Origin of the sequence: Kitasatospora sp. MBT63 (assembly GCF_000710465.2) — a bacterium.
Classification (GTDB): domain Bacteria; phylum Actinomycetota; class Actinomycetes; order Streptomycetales; family Streptomycetaceae; genus Kitasatospora.
The window spans coordinates 10,554-32,067 of record NZ_JAIZ01000741.1 but is presented as its reverse complement, the minus strand read 5'-3'; the positions used below and the strand labels follow the sequence as shown (position 1 = coordinate 32,067).

Annotated in this window: 23 protein-coding genes; 13 read left to right on the top strand and 10 right to left on the bottom strand. The window is 75.6% G+C overall.

What is annotated here, in order from left to right; translation table 11 throughout:
• From AA75_RS52965 to AA75_RS38485, 4 genes are read right to left on the bottom strand one after another with little or no spacing between them, the layout of a single operon-like run.
• The gene (locus AA75_RS52965; protein ID WP_233289373.1) at window positions 1–1,302 is read right to left on the bottom strand and encodes a CHAT domain-containing protein; all 1,302 of its coding nucleotides are present in this window, start codon (window positions 1,300–1,302) and stop codon (window positions 1–3) included.
• Window positions 1,303–1,328: 26 nt separating this feature from the next.
• The gene (locus AA75_RS52960) at window positions 1,329–3,056 is read right to left on the bottom strand and encodes a hypothetical protein (protein ID WP_033825096.1); all 1,728 of its coding nucleotides are present in this window, start codon (window positions 3,054–3,056) and stop codon (window positions 1,329–1,331) included.
• Between the two features lie 4 nt (window positions 3,057–3,060).
• Window positions 3,061–4,395 (bottom strand): hypothetical protein, encoded by a 1,335-nt coding sequence (locus AA75_RS38490; protein ID WP_033825095.1) that lies wholly within the window; start codon window positions 4,393–4,395, stop codon window positions 3,061–3,063.
• On the bottom strand, window positions 4,395–5,930 hold the full coding sequence (locus tag AA75_RS38485) for a hypothetical protein (protein ID WP_051814141.1): 1,536 nt from the start codon (window positions 5,928–5,930) through the stop codon (window positions 4,395–4,397). The genes AA75_RS38490 and AA75_RS38485 overlap by 1 nt, the downstream gene beginning before the upstream one ends.
• Before the next feature lie 138 nt (window positions 5,931–6,068).
• Here AA75_RS38485 and AA75_RS38480 point away from each other — a divergent pair, with 138 nt between their 5' ends.
• From AA75_RS38480 to AA75_RS38465, 4 genes are all read left to right on the top strand, one after another.
• Complete coding sequence (locus tag AA75_RS38480) at window positions 6,069–6,488, top strand: hypothetical protein (protein WP_033825093.1); 420 nt, start codon at window positions 6,069–6,071, stop codon at window positions 6,486–6,488.
• 62 nt (window positions 6,489–6,550) lie between these two features.
• A complete protein-coding gene (locus AA75_RS38475) occupies window positions 6,551–7,003 on the top strand; it encodes a hypothetical protein (protein WP_051814140.1) in 453 nt (150 codons plus the stop codon).
• 431 nt (window positions 7,004–7,434) lie between these two features.
• Window positions 7,435–8,670 (top strand): sensor histidine kinase, encoded by a 1,236-nt coding sequence (locus AA75_RS38470; protein WP_082527156.1) that lies wholly within the window; start codon window positions 7,435–7,437, stop codon window positions 8,668–8,670.
• On the top strand, window positions 8,667–9,341 hold the full coding sequence (locus AA75_RS38465; protein ID WP_033825092.1) for a response regulator transcription factor: 675 nt from the start codon (window positions 8,667–8,669) through the stop codon (window positions 9,339–9,341). Before AA75_RS38470 ends, AA75_RS38465 begins: the two co-directional genes overlap by 4 nt.
• 30 nt (window positions 9,342–9,371) lie before the next feature.
• On the opposite strand, the gene AA75_RS38460 is transcribed toward AA75_RS38465, so the two are convergent.
• On the bottom strand, window positions 9,372–9,893 hold the full coding sequence (locus AA75_RS38460; protein ID WP_033825091.1) for a glyoxalase/bleomycin resistance/extradiol dioxygenase family protein: 522 nt from the start codon (window positions 9,891–9,893) through the stop codon (window positions 9,372–9,374).
• A gap of 268 nt (window positions 9,894–10,161) precedes the next feature.
• Here AA75_RS38460 and AA75_RS38455 point away from each other — a divergent pair, with 268 nt between their 5' ends.
• Window positions 10,162–10,977 carry a DUF1206 domain-containing protein gene (locus tag AA75_RS38455; RefSeq protein ID WP_233289372.1) on the top strand — a complete coding sequence of 272 codons (816 nt, stop codon included), beginning with the start codon at window positions 10,162–10,164 and terminating at the stop codon, window positions 10,975–10,977.
• Window positions 10,978–11,667: 690 nt separating this feature from the next.
• Window positions 11,668–12,090, top strand: coding sequence for a hypothetical protein (locus AA75_RS38450; RefSeq protein ID WP_033825089.1), 423 nt, complete (start codon window positions 11,668–11,670; stop codon window positions 12,088–12,090).
• Between the two features lie 97 nt (window positions 12,091–12,187).
• Here AA75_RS38450 and AA75_RS38445 read toward each other — a convergent pair whose 3' ends face one another.
• Window positions 12,188–12,388, bottom strand: a complete 201-nt coding sequence (locus AA75_RS38445; RefSeq protein WP_149038630.1) for a hypothetical protein — start codon at window positions 12,386–12,388, stop codon at window positions 12,188–12,190.
• Between the two features lie 293 nt (window positions 12,389–12,681).
• Entirely contained in the window at window positions 12,682–13,209 is a 528-nt protein-coding gene (locus AA75_RS38440) for a flavoprotein (RefSeq protein WP_033825087.1), read from the bottom strand.
• Between the two features lie 113 nt (window positions 13,210–13,322).
• Here AA75_RS38440 and AA75_RS38435 point away from each other — a divergent pair, with 113 nt between their 5' ends.
• The 5 genes from AA75_RS38435 to AA75_RS50355 all read left to right on the top strand — a co-directional run bounded on the left by AA75_RS38435 (window position 13,323) and on the right by AA75_RS50355 (window position 16,785).
• Entirely contained in the window at window positions 13,323–14,156 is an 834-nt protein-coding gene (locus AA75_RS38435) for a helix-turn-helix domain-containing protein (RefSeq protein ID WP_158515640.1), read from the top strand.
• A gap of 207 nt (window positions 14,157–14,363) precedes the next feature.
• Window positions 14,364–14,495 (top strand): hypothetical protein, encoded by a 132-nt coding sequence (locus AA75_RS53600; RefSeq protein ID WP_255369543.1) that lies wholly within the window; start codon window positions 14,364–14,366, stop codon window positions 14,493–14,495.
• A gap of 87 nt (window positions 14,496–14,582) precedes the next feature.
• Window positions 14,583–15,194, top strand: a complete 612-nt coding sequence (locus AA75_RS38430) for a hypothetical protein (RefSeq protein ID WP_051814139.1) — start codon at window positions 14,583–14,585, stop codon at window positions 15,192–15,194.
• A gap of 610 nt (window positions 15,195–15,804) precedes the next feature.
• The gene (locus AA75_RS38425; RefSeq protein ID WP_033825086.1) at window positions 15,805–16,275 is read left to right on the top strand and encodes a hypothetical protein; all 471 of its coding nucleotides are present in this window, start codon (window positions 15,805–15,807) and stop codon (window positions 16,273–16,275) included.
• Window positions 16,276–16,341: 66 nt separating this feature from the next.
• Window positions 16,342–16,785, top strand: coding sequence for a hypothetical protein (locus tag AA75_RS50355; protein WP_033825085.1), 444 nt, complete (start codon window positions 16,342–16,344; stop codon window positions 16,783–16,785).
• A 21-nt stretch (window positions 16,786–16,806) separates the two neighbouring features.
• Here the strand turns inward: AA75_RS50355 and AA75_RS38415 are convergent, their stop codons facing one another.
• From AA75_RS38415 to AA75_RS38405, 3 genes are all read right to left on the bottom strand, one after another.
• Window positions 16,807–17,490 (bottom strand): hypothetical protein, encoded by a 684-nt coding sequence (locus AA75_RS38415; RefSeq protein ID WP_033825084.1) that lies wholly within the window; start codon window positions 17,488–17,490, stop codon window positions 16,807–16,809.
• Between the two features lie 71 nt (window positions 17,491–17,561).
• Window positions 17,562–19,073, bottom strand: coding sequence for an FAD-dependent oxidoreductase (locus AA75_RS38410; RefSeq protein WP_082527155.1), 1,512 nt, complete (start codon window positions 19,071–19,073; stop codon window positions 17,562–17,564).
• Window positions 19,074–19,294: 221 nt separating this feature from the next.
• Window positions 19,295–19,465, bottom strand: coding sequence for a hypothetical protein (locus AA75_RS38405; protein ID WP_033825083.1), 171 nt, complete (start codon window positions 19,463–19,465; stop codon window positions 19,295–19,297).
• A gap of 219 nt (window positions 19,466–19,684) precedes the next feature.
• Between AA75_RS38405 and AA75_RS38400 the strand changes: the two genes are divergently transcribed.
• On the top strand, window positions 19,685–20,236 hold the full coding sequence (locus AA75_RS38400) for an ATP-binding protein (protein ID WP_051814138.1): 552 nt from the start codon (window positions 19,685–19,687) through the stop codon (window positions 20,234–20,236).
• Between the two features lie 151 nt (window positions 20,237–20,387).
• A partial coding sequence (locus AA75_RS51215) for a HAMP domain-containing protein (RefSeq protein ID WP_033825082.1) occupies window positions 20,388–21,514 on the top strand: 1,127 nt, incomplete at its 3' end.

Sequence of the window (21,514 nt, the reverse complement as noted above, 5' to 3'; positions counted from 1 at the left end):
TCAGACGGTGATGCAGGTGAGGGCCGCCCACAGCAGCGGTGAGTGCTCGATCCGGTGGCCGGTACGCCAGCGGGCCAGCTGCTCCCGCTGCCAGCCGCCGAGTGCGCCGACCGGGTCCGGGCGGTCATGGGCGGCGTCGACGGCAAGGACTGCCTCCGACAGCGGGCGGACCGACTCGGACAGGCCCGCCAGCCGGTGGAAGGCGAAGCTGGTCGGCAGCGTCCAGCGGGTCGCGGTGACCAGCTCCGCGCCGTTGTGGAGCATCGCCGCCGCCAGCCCGAAGGACTCGGCGAAGCGCAGGTCCCCGCCGCTCTCGCAGGCGATCAACGCGACCCTCGGCGGCGCCGGCCACAGCCGCGCTCCCGGCACACCGTCCGGTCGTCCCGCCAGGGTGCCGAGCAGCAGGTCCTTCGCCGACAGCGGACGGTGGCCGCGGACCGGCTCGGCGAGGCCCGGGACCTGCGCCCCGCAGGCGAGATGCAGCGCCGCGTCCTCGCTCTGGCCGCCGTCGACCGGCGCGCCGCTGACGTGCCCGACGTACAGCAGCCGGCGCGCGCCGGCGCGCAGCGCGCCGCCCAGCCAGTCGCGGTCCAGGTCGCTGCGCCGGAACGCCTCCGCCGGGGCGGCCACGGCCGGTACCGCGGTCCCCGAGTCGAGGTGACGCCCCACCAGGGCGAGCAGCGCCGGGTCCGAGCCGGGCGGGCCGAGCACCGAGCCGAGCACGGAGTCCGCGCGGAACCCGGGGATCCTCGGGTCGAGCACCAGGACGACTGCGTCCCGTCCGGCGGTCTGCGCCTGTGGTGCCCGAAGCGGCTGCGGTGCCTGAGGTTCCTGAGGTTCCTGAGGTTCCTGCGGTCCGTCCGGGCCCGGCGGACCGGGCGGGCGGCGGAGCGAGAGCGGCGCAGCGGTCGCGACGTCCGCGAGGTCGATCAGCCGGGTGTCGTCCGTGTCGACCGTGAGCAGCTCCCACGGCACCTGGGCGACCCGGGGCGAGGGCTGGATCCGGACCACCGGACGGCCCGCCACCCCCGACACGTGCCGCAATTGCTCCGTCAGGCCCGGCGGCCACAGTGCCTCGGCCAGCAGCCGGGCCAGCCCGAGTTCACCGCGCCCGTCGGCGAACGCGCCCGCCCCCAGCGCGTGCCGCATCGCCTCGCCCGGGCCCGGCAGGGCGGCCGCCAGTGCCCGGACCGCCTGCTCGACCTCGGGGGCGGGCGCGTACCCGCTGCCGTAGCCGTGGGCGCCGGCCGTCCAACGCCAGGTCAGATGGAGGTCCCCAGCGTCGGCGAGCCTGAGCAGCACGACCGGACGCGCAGGCGCGCCCGCGGTCACCACGACGCCACCGCGGGCCCGCTCACGACCGCCCGGTGGTAGCGGGTCCGGGCGGCCTGCGCGTACTCCTGCAACGCGGTACGCGGCGAGGCCGGCGACATCAGCACCGGCGGCGGAGGAACCGCCCGCAGCCCGACCGACGCGGCGGCCTCTGCAGCGACGGCACCGAGCGGGGAGGCCGGTGACCCCGGGACGGCCGCGGGTGCACGGACCTTCGCCGCCGGGTCCGGGAAGGCCGCCGTCGCTGTCCCGCCCTGCACCCGGTCCAGCGTCAACGCGGCCCCGGCGCAGCGGTGTTCGACCAGCTCGAAGAGCAACCCCTGGTCCCCGCGCAGCTGTGCCAGCCGGAACACCAGCCGCATCCCCTCCTGCGCCACCTCCAGCCACTGGCTGCGCGCGTGGCCGGTCGCGAAGTCGAAGCGGAACGCCTCGACCGCCAGCGCCGCCGGGACGGCCAGCGCGAGCGCCGCGTCGAGCGCCGCCGCCCGGTCGCCCGTCGGGGCGTCGGCCGTCGGCGCGCTGTCCGCCGCGGCGTCGGCTGTCGCGGCCGGGTCGGCGCCCGGCAGCCGGTCGAGGGAGTCCTCGATGCTCGCCGCGAGCATCAGATCGGCCTGTGCGCAGCGCTCGTACACGCCCTGCGCCTGGTACACCTCGCGGGCGCCCTCGGTGAGCCTCCGTTGCTCGTCGAGGTCACCGCGGGCGTACGCCTGCCGGGCGGCCAGCAGCATGGTGTCCGCCGCCGCGAGCGAGGCACCGAGCCGCTGGAACCGCGCCAGCCCGGTCTCCACCAGGGCCCGGGCCCCGGCGGCGTCCCCGCGCTGTGCGGCCAGGAAGCCGCGGGCCTGCTCGCAGACCGCCAGGTCGCCGAAGCGGCGCTGCTGCTCGAAGACGGCGGAAGCCTCGGCGAAGAGCCGCTCGGCGGTATCGAAGTCGCCGCGCCGCATCGCGCTGTACGCCCGGTCGGCGATCAGCTCCTGCCGTGCGCCGACGTCGCCGAGCAGCGCGAAGCCCTCCTCGGCGCGGGTGAACCAGTCCTCCGCGGGGTCGAACCGCCCGGTCGAGGCGCAGGCCAGCCCCAGCGCGGTGAACAGCCGCGGCCGGGTCTCCACCTCGGCGGGCGTGGTGTCCAGCACCGCCAGTGCCAGTTCCTCCGCCGCGCCCCACTCGCTGCGCGCCATCAGCAACAGGACCCGGTGGTGGCCGAGTTCGGCCGCGCGCGTGCCGTCCCCGGCGAACCCGGGCAGCCGGGCGTCCGCCTCGTCCAGGCACCCGGCGGCCTCGTCCAGCCGCCCGGACCGGCGCAGCAGTTCGGCCCGTCCCAGCAGCGTCTTCAGCAGGACGTCCAGCCACAGCTGCCGTCCGCGCGGGCCCATCGGGGCGGCCTCGATGGAGCGGAGCAGGTCGAGCGAGCCGATGAAGTCATCGTCGGCGTAGAGGAGTTCGGAGGCGGAGAGGCGGACGATGGCACTGTTGGCCAGCAGATGGGCGCGCAGGAAGCGGACATCGGGCGAGTCGTCGAGCGCCTCGGCGGCTGCCAGCAGGCGGCGGAGGACGGCGAGCGCCGCCGCGAGGTCGGCCGCGAGCTGGAGGTCCTCGAACTGCGCCAGCCCGCTGTCGAACGGTTCACCGAACAGCGGTGCCGCGCCGGGGTCCGCCGGGTCCGCGAGGTCCGTCGGGTCCGCCGGGTCCGGCGGTGGCGTGTGCTGGGCATCGGCAGGAGGCATGGCGTCAGAAGTCCTCGGCGGCGTCGGTCGCGGCGATCTCGGCGAGAAACGGCCGGGCAGGGGAGTCGTACGGGACGGGGCCGGCGGCCATGGACAGCCGGTGGCGAGCCAGGGTGCGCACCGCCTCGCGGTCGGCCGCCGGGGCCGGGGGCCCGTCTTCGGAGCCGCCGAATCCGGGCAGTAGGACGTCCACCTCGATCCGGGCCGCCGCCGCCTCGGGCAGCACCAGGTCCGCCCGGCCGAACCAGACGTCGTCCCGCCGCGCGAGCGGCACCCGGCCGGCCGGTTCACCGTCCACCCGCACCTGCGCGACCAGCAACACACCGTCCGCCGGTACGACGGCACCCGCGAGCGCCTCGACCTCGATCCGGCGACCGGACCCCTCCGCCCGGGCCGTCCAGGTGACCGCCTCCTCGGCCGCGTCGACGAAACCGGGCGGGTAGCGCCGCCAGTCGCACTGCCCCACGCCGCGCGCGATCACCCGGCCGGACCCGGACCCGGACCCGGCACCGGCCCCGGCACCGGCCCCGGCCCCCGTCGCGGGCCCGCCCGCCGCGAGCGCGTACCCGCCCGGCCGGGCGAACAGTGCGCCGAAGCCCGACAGCGGCGACAGCTCGCCCTCCCGGGGGCCGCCCGCAGGCGCGGCGCCGTCGAACTCTTCCCGCAGCAGCCGGAGTTCGGGCCCGTCCAGCCCGGCGAGGTCCGCCAGCGCGTCGACCAGCCGGAGCACCTCCTCCACCTGGGCCGGCACCGGGACAGGGGCCGCGAACTGAGCCCGGTCGTCAGCCGTGCGCCACCACCGCAACAGCGGGCCGATCGCCGCCCGGTGGGCATCGAGCAGATCCACCGCGGAGTCGTCCACCTGGTCGCCGGAGCCGTCGAAGAGCTGCTGGCACCGGTGGCCCAGCGCGGCGAGCTCGAGACCGAGCAGGTCGGCCGGCGGCGCCGGGATCCCGTCCCGGTCCGAGGCCGGCCACCACCGGGCCGCCCACAGCCCGAGGGCGAGCCGGGTTGCATCAGCGGACAGCCGTGGGTCGGCCGGCCCGGCCGGCACGGTGACAGGCCCGGACCGCCCGTCGGCGCAGGCGGCGACCGCAGCTGCGGCCTGTGGCCCGTACAGTGCCCAGAGCCACTGCTGCGCCCGCGCGCCGTCGTGCACCAGGGCCGTCGGCGGACCCGGGTCGCCGGGTGCGGGCCAGGTCAGAACGGCACCGGCGACATCGAGTCCCGCCTGCGCGAACACGGGTCGGGTGGTGGCGGGTTCGGGGATCTCGGGCGTCGTCCCGGGCACGACCCGGACCTCGCCGTCCGCGGTCCTGTCGACGGTGAGCCAGGACATCAGGCGCTCCTCGCCTCGACGAACTGCGGTACGGCGGGCGCCGAGAGGGCGCGCAGGGCGTTGCGCACCCGGCCGCGGTGGTCCATCAGCACCGAGCGGGCCACCCCGTCGAGCAGTTCCCACGCGGAGGCCGGGCCGTCCAGCGGGGCCTCGCGCACATCGCGTCCGTGCAGCCTGACCCAGAGCCGGCGCAGGTAGGCCACCCAGGGGCTGCGCAGCTCCGCTGCGAGTGCGGCGAGCGTGCCGCCGTCCGGGTCGGGTGCGGTGGTCATCCGGCGGGCCCGCAGGACCGACGCCTCGCGCTGCCAGCGGCGGTTCACCAGCCGGTGGGCGGCGGTCCCTGGCCCCGGCGGCCGCCCGGAACCCAGCGGGTCCAGGCCGACCGCGAGGCAGCCACCGAGGACCACGGCCACCCGCAAGCTCTCGTCACCGAGGCCGAGCGGCCCGCAGCTTCGGCCGACCTCGCGCCGTACCAGCTCCGGCACGGGCGGCAGGTCCGCGTCCCGCCCCGAGGACTGGAGGACGGTGAACACCCGCTCGAACAGGGTGCGGTCGAGCGGCGGCGGAAGGGTCGCGGTCGACGCGCCACGGCCGGGCTCCGGACGAGGCGGCACCCGGTGGGCGGTCAGCTCCAGGTGCGGGGGCAGGTCCGCGCGCCCCCACAGGGCGTCCGCGTGGCCCGCCCACAGCGCCCGGCCGAGCGCACTGCCCGACCCGCTGTCGACCAGTTCGGCGAAGGCCGCCGCGCCCGCCGCGCCCGCCGCGCCCGTCCGGTCCGGAGTGCCGGTGCCGGTGCTGGCGCCGGTGGTGCTGGTCGGGTCGGGCCCGGTGCTCGGCGCGCCGCACGCGTCGAGCACCTCGGCCGCCAGCGCCGTTAGCGCCGCCAGCGCCGAGACAGCCGCCAGGTCGCCCGGCGGCGTCAACTCCCGTGCCTCCCAAGCCGCGAGCAGGGTCCGGTCGAGCGCGGCGCGGCGGTCCGGATCGGCGAGGTGCTCCCTGAGCGCGTCCACCGTGCGTCCGCCGCCCGCCTCCGCGATCTCGCGGACGGCGGCCCGGGCCATGCCCTCCGCAGTGCGCACCGAGGCACCGGGCGCCGAGGCGCGGGACGAGGGGGCGCCGGGCGCGGGGGAAGCAGGCGCCGAGGCGCCGGGTGCGGGGGCCCCGTGCACGGTGGCCAGCTCGAAGCAGCGCTGGAAGTACAGGTCCTGAGGGTTGCCCGCGACGATCCCGAGCGCCCGCCGGGCCCGTTTGAGCAGCGTGAACCAGGCGGCGGTCGCCGCCAGACACCCGCCGGCCTCCTGGATCAGCCGTTCCAACTCGGCGGCCTGCGAAGGTTCCAGGAAGTCCGCCGCCAGCGAGGTGTGCAGCGACGGCCGGACCACCAGCGGCAGCAGGATCAGCTTCACGGTCCGGGTCAGCGGGCTGCCGCCCGGCCCGCTGAGCGGCTCCAACCCCGGCCCGAGCGCACGCCAGGCACGGTCGATGACCATGGCACGCGGGACGCAGGTCCCGGTCGGCCCGCTGGGTGAGTCCATGGGCCCAGGGTACGGCGCCCGGTGATCACCGACGCCGGGGCCCCACGGCCCGGAACCTGGGATCGGTAGGCGCGGCGGGCCGATTAGCGTCCACGGCATCGGACACCGAGCAGGTGGCACAGAGAGGAACGCAGAGACATGGGAATCTTCGGCAAGGGCCGCAGGAGCCGCGAGGAGAAGGCCGAGGAGATCGTCGGGCAGATCGCCGAGGGCAAGGGGTTCTACGGCCGGATGACCAAGGCCTTCGTCGGCGGCCAGGACTTCGCCGCGATCCAGCAGTCCATCGCCGGCCACCGGTCGGCCGGCGAGGTCCAGCAACTGCTTGCCGCCGGGGCGCCCACCGTCCCCGCCGTCGTGGTCTCGATCGCCGACACCGGCCGCCTGGTCAACTACGACCCGGTCGTCGACCTGGTGGTCCGGCCGAGTGGCCCGACGCAGGACCAGCTGACCCTGCGCACCCTGGTGTCCAAGCTGCAGATCCCGCGGGCCGGCGACCAGGTGCTGCTGCTGCCCGACCCCGCCAACCCGGGCGGATTCCTGTACGCGGGCCTGGCCTGACCACCGGTCGACCGGCCCGGGTACCGGCCGGGGGCGGGCAGCCCGGGCGGACGCCGGTCCCCGTGGTCGGTCCGGTGGGCGCACTGCTGCGCCACCTGGTCGGGGCGGCGACGGCCCTGCTGGGACCGGCCCTGCTGGCCGGCTCGGTGACCGCCGGGACGGCGCTGCTGATCGTGGGTGCCGGCTTCACCCTGGTCATGACGCCGCTCGGGATCGGCGTGATCGTCCGCACCCGCCGGGAACGCGCGGACAACCGGAGCCTCGACCGGTCCGGGTCCGCCGCGACCGCCGAGGTGATCGCGCTCACCACCATCCCCTGGGACGGCGAGGTGGACGGCGTCCGGCTCAGGGTACGGATCAGCGGCCCCGGCTTCCGGCCCTTCGAGGCGGCCTGGGGCCGGTCGGCGCACTCCGGGCTGCGGGTGGGCCGGCTCCTGCCCGCCACCGTGGACCCGGTGGACGGCCGCTTCCGGGTCCGGATCCCCGCCGGGCCCCGTCGGCGCGCGCCGCGGTGAGCGGGGGACGCCACACACGTCGCGGCGCCCGACCACCCGTACCGCGACGGTGACCGCGGTCGGCGGCCACAGCAGGTACACCGCCCACGAGCCCGCCGCCGTCGGGGAGAAGGCGAGACCGCCGGGCAACGGGCCCCGGTTCTGCACCAGGTGCCGCCACGCGGTCACCACCATGGCCTGGTCGACGGTGACCGCGCTGTGCCGGATCAGCACCCCGAACCCCAGCCCGGTCGGCGCACAGACCGGCACAGACCGGCACAGACCGCCGCAGACCGCCGGAACGCCGTACCGCGGCCGCCGGCCCGCTGGCCCGCTGGTCGTTGGCCCGCCGGCCTCCCGCCATGGACGGCAATCGCCGGGCCCCGGCCATCCCCTGGGCTTACACCCCGGGGCGGATGCCCGGCCGCGGGCGGCGCGTCTAGGGTCCCGGCATGGACACCACCACCCGTACCCGCACCGACGCCGAGCCCGCCGTCGCCGCCCGCCGCAACGGCCCGCAGGGGAGACCCGGGCCGGTGGCGGCCGGGTGGCCCGCGCTCTGGGGCGGGAGCCTGCTGTACGCCCTCACGGTCCTGCTTCTGCCGACCGGCGCACCGAGCGTCTCCGGGACCTTCCAGGGCCTGGCTGCGGTGCTGGCGGTCGGCCTGCTGACCGGTGTGCTGCGCCAAAGGCCGCTGCTGGCGCTGGCGTTGACGTTGACCGGCTCGCTCATGCTGGTGGTGCTGAGCCGCGACGTCCGCCAGCCGGACCGGTTCCTGGCCTTCCTGGCGGCCGACATCGCCCTCGGCTTCGTCGCCGCCACCCGGACCCGTCCGGTCGTGCTCGCCGCCGCCGCCGTCTCCGCCGCCGTGCAACTGCTGACCGCCGGGGGCTTCGCCTACGGCCCCGACCGGCTGGTCGCCATCAGCGTGGTCGCGCTGCTGGGGATGGTCACCGCGTACGTGGTCGGGCTGCTCGTCCGTGAGCGACGGGAGCACGGGGCGGCCCTGCGCCGGCAGGCGGTGGCCGAGGCCGTCACCGCCGAACGGCTCAGGATCGCGCGGGAGTTGCACGACATGGTGGCGCACAGCATCGGCATCATCGCGATCCAGGCCGGCGTCGGCAGCCGGGTCATCGAGACCCAGCCCGCCGAGGCCCGGGAGGCGCTGAGGGCGATCGAGGCCACCGGCCGGGAGACCCTCGCGGGCCTGCGGCGCACCCTGGTGGCGCTCCGTCAGGCCGACCCGACCGGCGCCGGCCCGGCCTCCGCGGCGCCCGTACCGGGCCTCGCCGACCTGGACCGGCTGGCCGCGGCGACCGCCGACGCGGGTGTGCGGGTGGAGGTGCACCGCAGCGGCGACCAGCGCCCGATCCCGGCCGAGATCGACCTGTCCGCCTACCGTATCGTCCAGGAGGCGCTGACCAACGTGGTCCGCCACGCGGCCACCACGCACTGCCGGGTGACCGTCGAGCACGGGGACGGGGAACTGCTGGTGGAGGTCGTCGACGACGGGCGCGGGGCCCAACACCCCGGCGCGGCACACGGGTTCGGCATCATCGGGATGCGGGAGCGGGTCGCCCTGCTGCACGGCGCGTTCAGCGCCGGACCGCGCGCGGAGGGCGGCTTCCGGGTGGCGGCCAGGCTGCCGCTGCCCGCCGACACCCACGGCCCGGCGGTTGCCGGGTGATCCGGGTCCTCCTCGCCGACGACCAGCCGCTGCTCCGCTCCGGCCTGCGGGTGATCATGGCCGACCACCCGGACCTGGAGGTCGTCGGCGAGGCCGCCAACGGAGCCGAGGCCGTCCGGCTGGCCGCCGAGACCGCCCCGGACGTGGTGGTGATGGACATCCGGATGCCCGGCATGGACGGCATCGAGGCCACCCGCCGGGTCACCGGCGCCTCGGCGGCCACCCGGGTCCTGATCCTGACCACCTTCGACGAGGACGAGCACGTCCACGCCGCACTCCGCGCCGGAGCGAGCGGCTTCGCGGTCAAGGACATGGCCGTGGACGACATCCTCGCCGCGGTCCGGGTGGTCGCGGCAGGGGACGCGCTGCTCGCCCCGGGCGTCACCCGCCGCCTGATCGCCGACTTCCTCGGCCGCCCCGGAACCGTGCTCCCGGCCCACGGCGGTGCCGACCGGGCACTGCTGACGGAGGCCATCACCGACCGCGAACGGGAGGTGCTGACCCTGGTCGGCAGCGGTCGCTCCAACGCCGAGATCGCCGAGGACCTCTTCATCACCGTGGCCACCGCCAAGTCCCACGTCTCACGGCTGTTCACCAAACTCGGTGCCCGGGACCGGGTCCAACTCGTCATCACCGCGTACGAGCTGGGCCTGGTCGCCCCACAGCGCTGAGCCGCGCACCCGGGGTCGAGCCGGTAGCCGTCAGCCCTCAGTTGGCCGTTGGCCGTTGGCCGTCGCGGCGGTGGCCGACCGGCGGGCGAGCTCCTGTGCGGAGAGGTCCTCCAGGTGGGTCAGGAACACCCACAGGTGGCCCGACGGGTCCTTCAGGATGACGGTCCGGTCACCGTGGAACATGTCCGTCGGCGGCTGGAGGACCTCGGCGCCCGCCGCCGCCGCGCGCTCCGCGAGCGCGTCCACGTCCGGCACGAACACGTGCAGCATGACGGAGGTCCCGCCGCCGAGCACGGGCGGCGGCGCGAAGGAGCCGGACCCCGCCTCCGCCGCCCCGGCGTCGCCCAGCATCAGCACCGACCCGCCGATGCTGATCTCCGCATGCAGGACCCCGCCCCCCGGAGCGTCGATCCGGACGTCCTCGCGCGCGCCGAACGCGTGCCGGTAGAACTCGATCGCCGCAACCGCGTCGTCGACCATGATGTGCGGGACCACGGCCCGGCGGTAGCGCTCGGGTACCTCGAAGGCGGCTGCGGTTCCGGTCCCTGACATGGTGGTTCTCCTCGCGCTCGGCCGGCTGCCGCCGGAGGGTTCCGGGGCACATGATTGAACCTAGAAGCTGAAGTGAGGTTGAAGTCAAGGCGGTCGGGCCGCTCGCCGGTCCGGCCCGCCTGCCGCCGCGGCCCGCCGCCGCCGACCCGGAGGCTCGGTGTGACCGCCGCCATCGCGGGCAGACGCGCCCCGGCAAGCCGCGCGGACGCGCGGTGCGCCCGGCCACCGGAGGGGCCCCGTGATGCCATCCAACAGGCTTACGCAGCAGATGGGTTCGGCTCTGCCGGACGTCGACGAGGCCGGGCCGTGGGCGCTGCGGTGGGCCGGACGGGCCGGGTTCACCGCGCGGGGCGTCGTCTACCTCGTGGTGGGCACCCTCGCGATTCGAATCGCGTTCGGACGGGGTACAGGGGAGGCCGACCGGCAGGGCGCGCTGCGCGAGATCGCAGGCGGACCGTTCGGCGCGGCGGCGCTCTGGCTGCTGGTGGCCGGGTTCGCGAGCATGGCCCTGTGGCGGGCCTGCTCGGCCGTGTCCTGCGCGGGCTTCGGACGCAAGAGCGGAAGAGCGGGCAGATGCCTGATGGATGCGGGCCGCGCCACCTTCTACGCCGCCGTCAGCTGGGGGACCGCCGCCTTCGCGGTCGGCGCCGGCGGGCAGGGCGACGGCGACAGCCAGTCCCGGGACTGGACGGCGTCCGCCCTCGCCCTGCCCGCCGGCCGGTGGCTGCTGGGCGCCGCCGGCGTCGCCCTCGCGACGGCGGGGGCCGGCATGGCCGTCCGCGCGGTCCGCCGCCGCTTCCTGCGGGAACTGGACACCGGGGGGATGGGCACCTGGACCCGGCGCTGGGTCACCGCCTGCGGAGTGGCGGGCAACGCGGCCCGAGGGACGGTCTTCGCTGCGGCGGGCGCCTTCGTCGTCACCGCGGCCGTCCGCTTCGACCCGTACCGGGCCAAGGGGCTCGACGACACCCTCCGGGCCTTCGCGGGCACCCGGGCCGGGCCGTGGCTGCTGGTCCTGGTCGCCCTCGGCCTGTCGCTGTTCGGCGTGTTCTCCTTCGCCTCGGCCCGCTGGCGGCGCTTCTGACGGCCCGCCGTCCGGATGCGCCCGGACCCGGCGCCGGGCCCGATCACCACCCCGGGCTGCACCCACCCGAAGCAGCAACACCCTGCCCCGGAGACGACAGTCATGGACCCCGCCACGCCCGGCGCACCGCAGGGCGGGCCGCGCCCGCCGGGCGGAGCCCCCGACCCCGCCGACCGGCCCCGGCGGAGGCCCAGCCGATCCGGGTCCTCGCCGACTCCGGTTGCAACCCACTCCGGCTCACCGCCCCCGAGGAGAGGGGCGACATCGCTCCCCCCGAGGACCCGGTGCCGGGCCTCTCCGCCGACCTGGCCGAAAGCCTCGACACCTGGGCCGCCGAATTCGACGCCGTCCTGGTGCACGACGACCCGGCCTCCTCGGCCTTCCCGTCCCCGGCCGTGCAGGAGCAGTTCCACGCCCGGGGTGCGGCAACGGCCGGCCGACCAGCCGCCGAACTGGGCGGCGGGTGGACGGTGACCTTCCACGACGGCCGTACCAGCACAGGCCGCCCGGTCCCCGCAGCCCCGTCCGTCCGGCGCCACGGTGACCGACCTCGGGCCGCGCAAGTCGCGCCGGTGCCGCACGCCGGGGGCGAGTCCCGGCCAACTTCCGTCCACCCGTGGCTGATCGCGCCCGGCCGGGGCAGACGAGGGCCCGGGTCCGCACCGGGCCCGGCCGTCGAAGGAGACCATGATGAACAGCCACGTACCGGTGAACCTGTCCACCGCGGAACTGACCGCCGAAGCCGCCGAACTGGTCCGGTCCGCCGCACTGAGCACCGGCCCCGACGGCCGCCCCGGGCTGGTGCACCCGGCGGACGCCGTGGAGACCGTGGCGGCGCTCGCGGGGCTGACCGCCCGGCTGCCCGAACTCCTCGACCAGCTGGCCTCGTTCCTCAGCAGCGAACAGGCCGCCGGACGGATCGGGCCCCAGCGCGGCGCCGGTGACGACGCGGCCCACGACGCGCTCCGGGCGGCCCGCGACGCCCGCGAGCAGCTCTACGAGGCGGGCCGCACCGCCGCCCTCCTCGCCGAGTCGGTGGCGTCGGCCGCGACCGTACTCGCCCCGCTCGGCGCCGCCCACCAGCCGGGGAAGCCCGCCGCCCCACACGCCTGACGGCCCGGCGGCCCCGGCGAACGACGCCTCCAGCGGTGCGGCGCGGCTCAGCGCAACGAGAAGGACCCCGGCGGACGCCGGGGCCCTTCCGCATGCGCTACTGGTCCGCGACCCACGGGTCGCTCAGCCAGACGATGGAGAAGACCGACTTCGGAGGGTAGGACGCAAAACCCCCGCCGTCCTTCCTGACGTGCACCCAGCCCTCCGGGCCGACACGCGTCATACCCTGGTCTGCGGCGTGCCCGCCCTCGGTGGCGGGGAGCATGATTCTGGCTTCGGTCCACGTGGTCTGTGTCATGTACCGACTGTTCCCGGACCCGCGGTGGGTCCGCCACTCGGCGTGCGCCGGGCGGATGGCTGCGGGGCACGATCGTGCGACATCCGCCTGGGAGCGGCTGACCATTCGGACCGGTCACCTGCTGCAGACCGGGAGCGTAGAACTGGACACGTGAACGATCGCGCCCGCGGACACAGCCCGACAAACCTGGACGCGCACTCAGCGTCAGAGGTACGAGGTTTGTGGTCCCCCCATCTGTGCCGCAGTCCGCCGGGGCTTTCGAAGAATCCCTGGATCGTGCGGATCACGGAAAGTCACCTGAGCGCTTCGAGAGCCGCATCCCACGGATAGGCGGCAGGGTTGCCCATGCCAGGCTCATTCGGGACGTAGCAGCCGCCGCCGAGTAGCACCCGTACGCCTGCGCCGCGGAGCGCCTCGATGGACCGGTCGAACTGCGGGTGAGCGGTCAGTGCGGTATTGGTGCACGGCATCACCAGCAACGGGATCCGCTTGCCGATTGCCTCAGCTGCGTACCCGATGGCCCACGAGGTGGTGATCCCGAGCGCCAGCGAGTTGATCGAGGTCAGCGTAGCGGGGGCGAACAGGATCGTGTCGGCCGGCGGGAGCGGGTTGGGCTCGCCCGGCCGCCGGTACCGGGACTTCACCGGGTGCCCGGTCAGCTCCTCCAGGTGGGCCAGGTCGCCGTGCAGCCAGTCCGCGGCGGTCGGGGTCAGGCCGAGGACGACGTCCCATCCGCGAGCCTGGGCCTGGGTGATGACCTTCGTCGCGTCCAGGATCGGCGGGGCGGCGGAGCCGAGCAGGTACAGCACGGGAGCGGGCATGCGGCCATGCAACCTCTCGCCCCGGGGCGGGTGCAAGTGTGAACAGTTCACGGCCCCGCACCGGACTGGTCCGAGTACCGTCTGACGGGACGTCGGGCGCGTGGAGGTGGGCCGTGCAGGTGGACTTCGAGCCGGAGACCGTGGGCAAGCGGGTGGCCCGGGCGCGGAAGCTCCGGCACCTGACCCAGACCGGGCTGGCACAGGCCGCGCAGGTGTCCGTGTCGATGGTGTCGCAGGTCGAGCAGGGCAAGCGGCAGGCCGGCCCGGCCGTCCTCGCCGCGCTGGCCCGGGCGCTCTCCGTCCCGGTTGCCGACCTGCAAGGCCGGCCGTACCTCGAGGAGCTCCGCCGGGACCAGCTCGACGGTCTGATCCAGCCGATCCGCGAAGCCCTCGACCTCTTCGACCTGGGGGCGGACCCGGACGTCGCACCCCGCCCGCCCGCCGACTTGGTGGAGCACACCGAACGGATCTGCCGACTGATCCGCGCCTCGGACCTTCGGGCCGCTGCAGCCGAATTGGCCGGGCTGATCAGCGAGACCACCACCGCAGCGCACACGACCGGGGACCAGCGGCTGTGGCTGGCCCTGGCCACCCAGTACCGCTGCGGGTTCGACGTGGCCTCGAAGCTCGGATTCCACGATCTCGGCAGCATCGCACTCGACCGGATGGGCTGGGCCGCAGACCGGGCGTCCGACGCCGCGACCGCCACGATCCGCCTGTACAACCGCGCGTTGGCCTACCTGCGGGCCGGGCAATATCGGACGGGTATCCGGATCGCCGAGCTCGCCCGGACGACCGCCGCCCAGGCCGACCAAGGCCTCGTGCGCGACACCGTCACGGGGCAGGTCCACCTCGCCGCCGCCGTGCTCGCCGCGCGGGCGCAGCACCCGGAGGCGGTCGAAGGCAACATCGGGGAGGCCCGGCGGATCGCGGACCGCACCGGGTGAGGTGACCGAGCTGATGTGGCTGTCCTTCGGTCCGACCAACGTCGCGGTCCACGAAGTCAGCTGCCTGATCGACCAGGACATGTACCGGCAGGCCCTCGACATCGCCCGGACGACTGGCCGGCCTCCCGGGCCGCACACCATCACGCGGAGATCGCCCGGGCGCAGCTGTGGACCGGCCGCACCGACGGGGCGTTCCGCAGCCTGCTCGTGGCTCGGCAGCTCGCGCCGCAGCAGGCCCGGCACAGCCCCGCCGTGCGGGAGACCATGGCCGGCGTCCTGCGAGTCCAGCCGTCCCTGACCGACACCGTGTCCGGGTATGCGATGTGGCTGGGGCTGTGACCAGGCACTGACACGCCGCTGTGTGAGTTGCCGGGCCCGGTGGCGATCACACTTTCCTGACCAGCCGGAACGTCAGGAGAGGTGCAGATGGAGACGGAGCGCGGACAGCAGGTGCCGGGGTGGATGCCGCCGGACGACACGGTGGTGCCGGTCGCCGCCGGCGCGGACTGGGACGCTGTCCGGGTGGCTCAGCACATCGGATTGGCCGCGCTCGCCCTGATCGACGCCGAGACAGGGCACAGCCCTGGGCCGGTCATCCGCGATGCATCGCGCGAGCCGCGTCTGTACTTCCTCGTGGCCGCCGGTACAGGCCCGGGCGCCTTCGAGGAGCCTGCGCAACTGCTCGGCGTCGGCCATCACCTCGCGGTTCCGGGTGCAGCGGTGTTGCACCCGCCCGGCCCGTACTGGCTCGTGCCGCCGGACCCGGATCACCCGGAGTGCTTCGTCGACGTGCAGCTTCTCGCCCGGACGCTACGGCAGGTCCGCGGCGCCAGCTGGGTCGAGTGGGAGCCGCCGGGCGGGATGCTTCACCAGATCCTGGTGAACACCGCGCAGCTGCACGGCCGGGCGTGCGTGGTATGCCGGACCGTGAAGGTGGATCTGGTGCCAGCAGGACATGTTTATGCGATCGTCGGCAAGGGGCGATTGGGCTACCCGGTGACGGCCTGCGTCTATGACGCGGACCGAATCGGCCGCTGACCGACCATCAGGCCCCGGTCGCCTTGGCAGGGGGATGTTGCGACAGCTGATGGTTGCACAGGTGCAAATCCTGGCGTTTGAGCGGCATGAAATCGAGTCCGCAGCCAAGGACCGCCGGACTGCTCAGGCGCGGCGGCCGACGTCGGTGGGTTCGGCGTTGCTCTCCATCGAGGCCTACAGCCCGGGCGCCTCCGCCACGCGAGCTGTCGATCGGCCGCACAGCGTCACCGGCTCCGGCGTCAACCGGGCTCCGGCGTACCTCGGCGAATGTCCCGCGCCATTGACCACGCGGCCTCCGAGGCCAGTCGCAATGCTCCGCGTCGCGGCTTTCCACGGCTCTGAGCACGACTTCTCTCGGCGGCGGCGGGAGGGACCGGGCCGCCCGACACAGGCGAGTTCCCGGAACGCAGCACCGCCCCCGGGGCGTGCGGGAGCCCGGTGGCGTCGGTCGGTGGCCGGGTGTTGACTGGATTGGCGTGTTCGCGGGCGCCGGGCTGCCGTGACGGGCGTGCGGCGCCGTAGCCTCGGCCCGGGGCTGCTGACACAGCGCCCCCGATGCCACCGTACGGCCCGCCTGCTCGCGCCCCCCACCCAGCCCACGGGAGAAGCCATGACGACGCTGCTGCAGGGCGCGTTGGCCGGAGCCGCCGCCGGCGCCGCCGGTACGACGGCGCTGAACACCGTCGGCTACCTCGACATGGTCGTCCGGGCCCGGCCCGCGAGCTCGACCCCCGAGGTGACCGTCGAGAAGCTCTCCGAGGCCGTGCACGTCCAGGTGCCCGGGGACCGGAAGGAGCGGGAGAACCGCACCGCGGGCCTCGGCCCGCTGACCGGGATCGCGGCCGGGGTCGGCATGGGGGTGGCCCTGGGAGTGGCGCGCGCGGCGGGCTGGCGTCCGTCCACCGCCGTCACCTACGTCGTGGCTGGCGTCGGCGCGCTGATCGGCACCAACGGCCCGATGACCGTCCTCAAGGTCACCGACCCGCGCACCTGGGCGCTCAAGGACTGGATCGCCGACATCGTGCCGCACGCCGCCTACGCCGCGGTGACCGTCGCCGTCGTCGAAGGCCTCGACCCCTGACGCCCGACCTCCCCGAGGAGCGGGGCCCGGGCCGGGCGCCGGCCCGCCCCCGGTTAGGATCGGCGGATGTCCGGTCTCCGCAGCGCGCTCGACGCCCGTGAACCGGCGATCCGCCGCCGCCTGCCGGTCGCCCTGCGGGCCGCCGCGGTGCTGCTGCTGCCCTGGATCGTCGTGCTCGCGCTCACCGCCAAGGGCCACTTCGGTGCCCGCAACCTGTCCAACTCCTGGGTCTGGCTCGACCTCATCGAGGTGACGGCGCTGCTCCTGCTCGCCGCGCTGGTCCGCCGCCGCCACCGGGCGACCAGCCCGATCGCCTCCGCGACCGCCGTGCTGCTGTTCATGGACGCCTTCTTCGACCTCTGGTCCGCGCACCGCGGCGCCCCGCTGCTCACCGCCCAGGTCCTGGCCTACTGCGCCGAACTCCCGAGCGTGCTGGTGCTGGCAGTGCTCTCCTGGTACTCGCTGGCGTGGGCCGCGGCACCGGCGCGCGCCGACTTGCAGCGGGTGTAGCCCGGACGGTGTGACCGGGCGTCAGGAGAGCTGGGACCAGACCGTGTCGATCAGCTCCGCGATCTGCTCCGGCCGGTTGCGCAGGTCGCCGCCGGGGTACCGGATCTGGACCGTCAGCCCGCGGGCCGCGCGCTGGCAGAGCACCACGTTGACGGTGTCGTCCGCCGGTGTGCCGCCCGCGTTGGTCGGCTGGTTGGCGATCAGACAGGACACCTCGCCGATGCGCCGCACCTCCTCCGGCGCCCGGACCAGCCCGAGCCGCGCCGCGTCCTGGTACGCGACCCAGGGGCCGGGGGTGTTGGCGCGGACGGCCACCAGCAGGAAGGTCTGCTCCAGCTGCCGGTCCGCGTAGCGCCGGGCGAGCCCGGCGGCGCCGCCGTACGCCTCGGAGAGCTGCTCGGCGGTGCGGGTGTCCTCGTCGGTGACCCGGTCGCCCTCCGCCGCGCCCTTGTCCGCGTCGAGCGCGGTCACCGCCGACCGGTAGGTGGTGAATCCGGGCAGCTCGGACGGCGCTGTGAGCGGGCCGCCGGTGGTACCGGACGGCGCGGCGGCCGGGTGGACGGTGAGCAGGATGGTGGAGGCGGTGACCAGGGCGCCGAGCAGCAGACCGATCAGGCCGCCGATCCACGGGTTGGCGATCGTCGTCCGGGTGCGGCCCGATCCGGCCGTCGCGGCCCGGTCCTCGATGGTCGGTGGGTGGCTCATCCCCACAATCTGGCAAGCCCGCGCCCGCTCCGTGCGGGTTTCGCGTGAACTCACCCGATCCCGTGGGTCGTTCAGCCGGATCGCGGGTGGCCGCCGGCCGTGTTCAGGGCGTCCCAGCCGCTCAGTTTGACCCGCTCGCCGCGGCCGAGCGCGGCGGCGGTCCGGTGCTCGCGCTCGTCGATGCCCAGCCACTCGGCGTACGTCACCGGACGGACCCCGCGGGCCGCGAGCCGCTCGGCCAGCGGTGGCGCGCCGGGGTCCGCGTGGTGGGGCGGGGCGCCGCCCGGGAGCCGGTCGGCGAGCAGCGAACGGACGGTCTGCGCGGCGTCCGCCTTGTTGGTGCCGATCACGCCGGAGGGCCCGCGCTTCAGCCAGCCGGCGACGTACTCGCCCGGCCGGGGCCGGCCGTCGGCGCCCAGGACCCGCCCTTCGGCGTTGGGGACCACGGCACGCCGTTCGTCGAAGGGCACCCCGGCGAGCGGCGCGGAGCGGTAGCCGACCGAACGCAGCACCAGCTGGACGGGCAGGACGTCGTACACCCCGGTGCCCACGGCCCCGCCCGCCGCGCCCGGGGCGGTCCGCTCCAGCCGCAGCGCCGTCACCCGCCCCGGCCCGAGGATCTCCACCGGGCGGCGCCAGAACCGGAAGCACACCCGGCGGCCGCCGCCGTGGGGCCCCCGGGCGGCCCAGTCGGCCACGACGGCCAGGTTGCCCCGGACCCGGCGGTCCGCCGGGTCCGCACCGGGGGGCCGCACGCCGTCCCCCGGGGAGGCACCGGCGTCCCCCGGGAAGGCACCGGCGAGGTGGCCGGGCGAGGCGTCGACGGCGATGTCGACACCCGGCAGCCCGCCGAGTTCGCGCAGCTCCTTGGTGGTGAACCGGGCCTCGGCGGGCCCCCGGCGGCTGATCACGTGGATCTCCCGGACCCGGCTGGCGGCCAGCGCGGCGAGCACCGGATCCGGTACGTCGGTCGGGCCGAAGTCGGCGGCCGGGCGGGCCAGGACCCGGGCCACGTCCAGCGCCACGTTGCCGGCCCCGATCACCGCTACCGAGACCGCGTCCAGGGCGAACCGGCCGGGGTCGGCGTCCGGGTGCCCGCAGTACCAGCGCACGAAGTCGGCGGCCGCCGCGCTGCCCGGCAGTTCCTCGCCGGGCACGCCCAGCCGCCGGTCCAGCGGGGCGCCGGTCGCGTACACCACCGCGTCGTAGCAGGACAGCAGCATCTCGCGGGTCACCTCGCCGCCGAGCCGCAGCCCGCCGAGGAACCGCACCCGGGGGTCCTCCAGCACCCGCCGGAGGTAGTCGGCGATCGACCGGATCGACGGGTGGTCGGGGGCGACGCCGTAGCGCACCAGACCGTACGGGGTGGGCAGGCGGTCCAGGACGTCCACCGTCACCCGCACCGCAGCGCCGTCGGCGGCCTGAGCCGCCTGCGCGGTCTGCTTGACCAGTGCCTCGGCCGTGTACAGGCCGGCCGGGCCCGAGCCGACCACGGCCACCCGCAGGACCTGCGTCCCGGGGCCCGGCCCGAGGTCCGGCCCGCCGCTCACGGGGCCGGGCCGGCCGCGAAGGGGAGCTGTCATGGGATCCTCCTGCCGGCCCGTCCCGGCCGGGCCGCGAGGTGGGCGGACGGCCGGACCGCCGGATGCCGTCGGCTTCCATCCTCGCACCACGGGCCGCGGCACCTCGACCGGGCGGAGCCGGCGGGTGCGCGGAGGCGCGGCAGGGCGTGGACACGGACGAGGGGGCGCGCCCCGGGAGGCGCGCCCCCTCGACTGTCACCGGCCTACGTCACCGCGGTCGGTCACCAGCGGTACCAGCGGCCCCGGCTGCCGGAAGCGCCGGTGCCCCGGGCCACGAACCCGATCAGCCACACCGCCAGAACGATGACCGCCACCCACCAGAGCGCCTTGAGGGCGAAACCCGCGCCGAAGAGGATCACGGCCAGCAGAAGGACCAGCAGAAGAGGAACCATGGTGAACGACCTCCAAATCGTTGACAGGGCCTCGCCTGCCCCGCTTCCGGCCGGATAGTCACCTCGGTTTCCGCCCGGTTGCGGCCGCGGCCGGGACGGCCGTGGTGCGGGGCGACGGTGAGGTGTTCCCGCGGTGCGGGAGGGCAGACGGGAGGGCAGACGGACGTACGGGAAGTCCGGCACCGGCCGGCCGGTGCCGTCGGGAGAGGCGGGCGCGACATGGACACGGACCAGGGCACCACCACGGCCGCCGTCGGCGCCGCGTCCGCCCTCCGGCCGGGCCCGGTCCGCCGCCTCGCGCTGTCCGGCCGGGCCGGCGCCATCGGCCGCAGCCGCGACCACGCCGCCTCCGTCCTGCGGGAATGGGGCTGGCTCCCGGCCGACGACGCGCAGCGGCGGGCCCGGACCGAGGACGTGCTGCTCGTCGTCTCCGAACTCGTCACCAACGCCTGCCGCCACGCGGGCGGCGCCGCCGAACTGGTGATCGCCGTCGCCGCGCACACGCTGCGCATCGAGGTCACCGACCTGAGCCCGGCCGCCCCCGCCCCGCTGGTCCCGATGGCCCCACCGACCCCGCCGGCCCCCGCTGCGCAGGTCCCCGCCCGGATCCCGCCGCAGCTGCCCGGCCGCCCGGGCGGCTACGGGCTGCGCGCCGTGGCGATGCTCGCCAGCCGGTGGGGCTGCACCCCGGGACCGGACGCGTCCGGGAAGGTGGTCTGGGCGGAGCTCGAGCTGCCCGGACTTGCGGCGGGTCCTGCACACATGTCGTGAAGTGTTCGCACCCGGTGGAACCCGTCGGGTAGCCTCCAGGCGGCACGTTCCCGTGTCGGCGAGTGAACCCGAGACGCCCGGCGCGACCTGTCGGCGCCGCGGGCCGGGGTGGCAACGGCGGGGGCACAGCCCGCCACGGAGGCGACGTTCCATGGCTGGCTCGACCAAGTCCGCTCCTGCGACCGGCCCGGGTGCCGCGACGGCCGACACTGTGGCGACCGCCGGTGCGCCGGTCGACGGGGTACCGGCCCCCGAGGTGCCCGCGCAGGGCGTACGGGCCGACCGGCCGCACCTCGACGGAGCGCCGGCCGACCGAGCGCACGCCGACCGGCCGAACGCCGGCGGACCGCACGCCGACGGCGCGGACCCCGACGCGGTGCGCCTCGACGCGGTGCGGGTCGGCGAGCCCGAACTGCGGCTGCTGCTGGCCGGTCTGACCGCCGTACGGGACGGCGACTTCGGGACCACGCTCCCGGTCGAGGCCAACGGCCTGCTCGGCGAGATCGCCCTGGTGTTCAACGGCATGGTCGACCAGCTGTCGCTGTTCACCTCCGAGGTGACCCGGGTGGCCCGCGAGGTGGGCACCGAGGGGCAGTTGGGCGGGCAGGCCGAGGTGCCGGGGGTGTCGGGCACCTGGAAGGACCTGACCGACTCGGTCAACGCGATGGCGGGCAACCTCACCTCCCAGGTGCGGGACATCGCCCAGGTCGCCACGGCGGTGGCCAAGGGCGACCTCTCCCAGAAGATCGACGTGGCGGCCCGCGGCGAGATCCTGGAGCTGAAGAACACCGTCAACACGATGGTGGACCAGCTGGGTTCGTTCGCGGGCGAGGTGACGCGCGTCGCCCGTGAGGTCGGCAGCGAGGGCCGGCTCGGCGGGCAGGCCCAGGTCCCCGGGGTGGCCGGGACCTGGCGCGACCTCACCGACTCGGTCAACTTCATGGCCGGCAACCTGACCAACCAGGTCCGCAACATCGCCCAGGTGACCACGGCGGTCGCCAGGGGCGACCTGTCGCAGAAGATCACGGTCGATGCGCGCGGCGAGATCCTGGAACTCAAGGAGACCATCAACACGATGGTCGACCAGCTGGGTTCGTTCGCGGGCGAGGTGACGCGGGTGGCCCGTGAGGTGGGGACCGAGGGCCGGCTCGGCGGGCAGGCCGACGTCAAGGGCGTCTCCGGGACCTGGCGCGACCTCACCGACTCGGTCAACTCGATGGCCGGCAACCTCACGGACCAGGTCCGCTCGATCGCGCAGGTCGCCACCGCGGTCGCCGA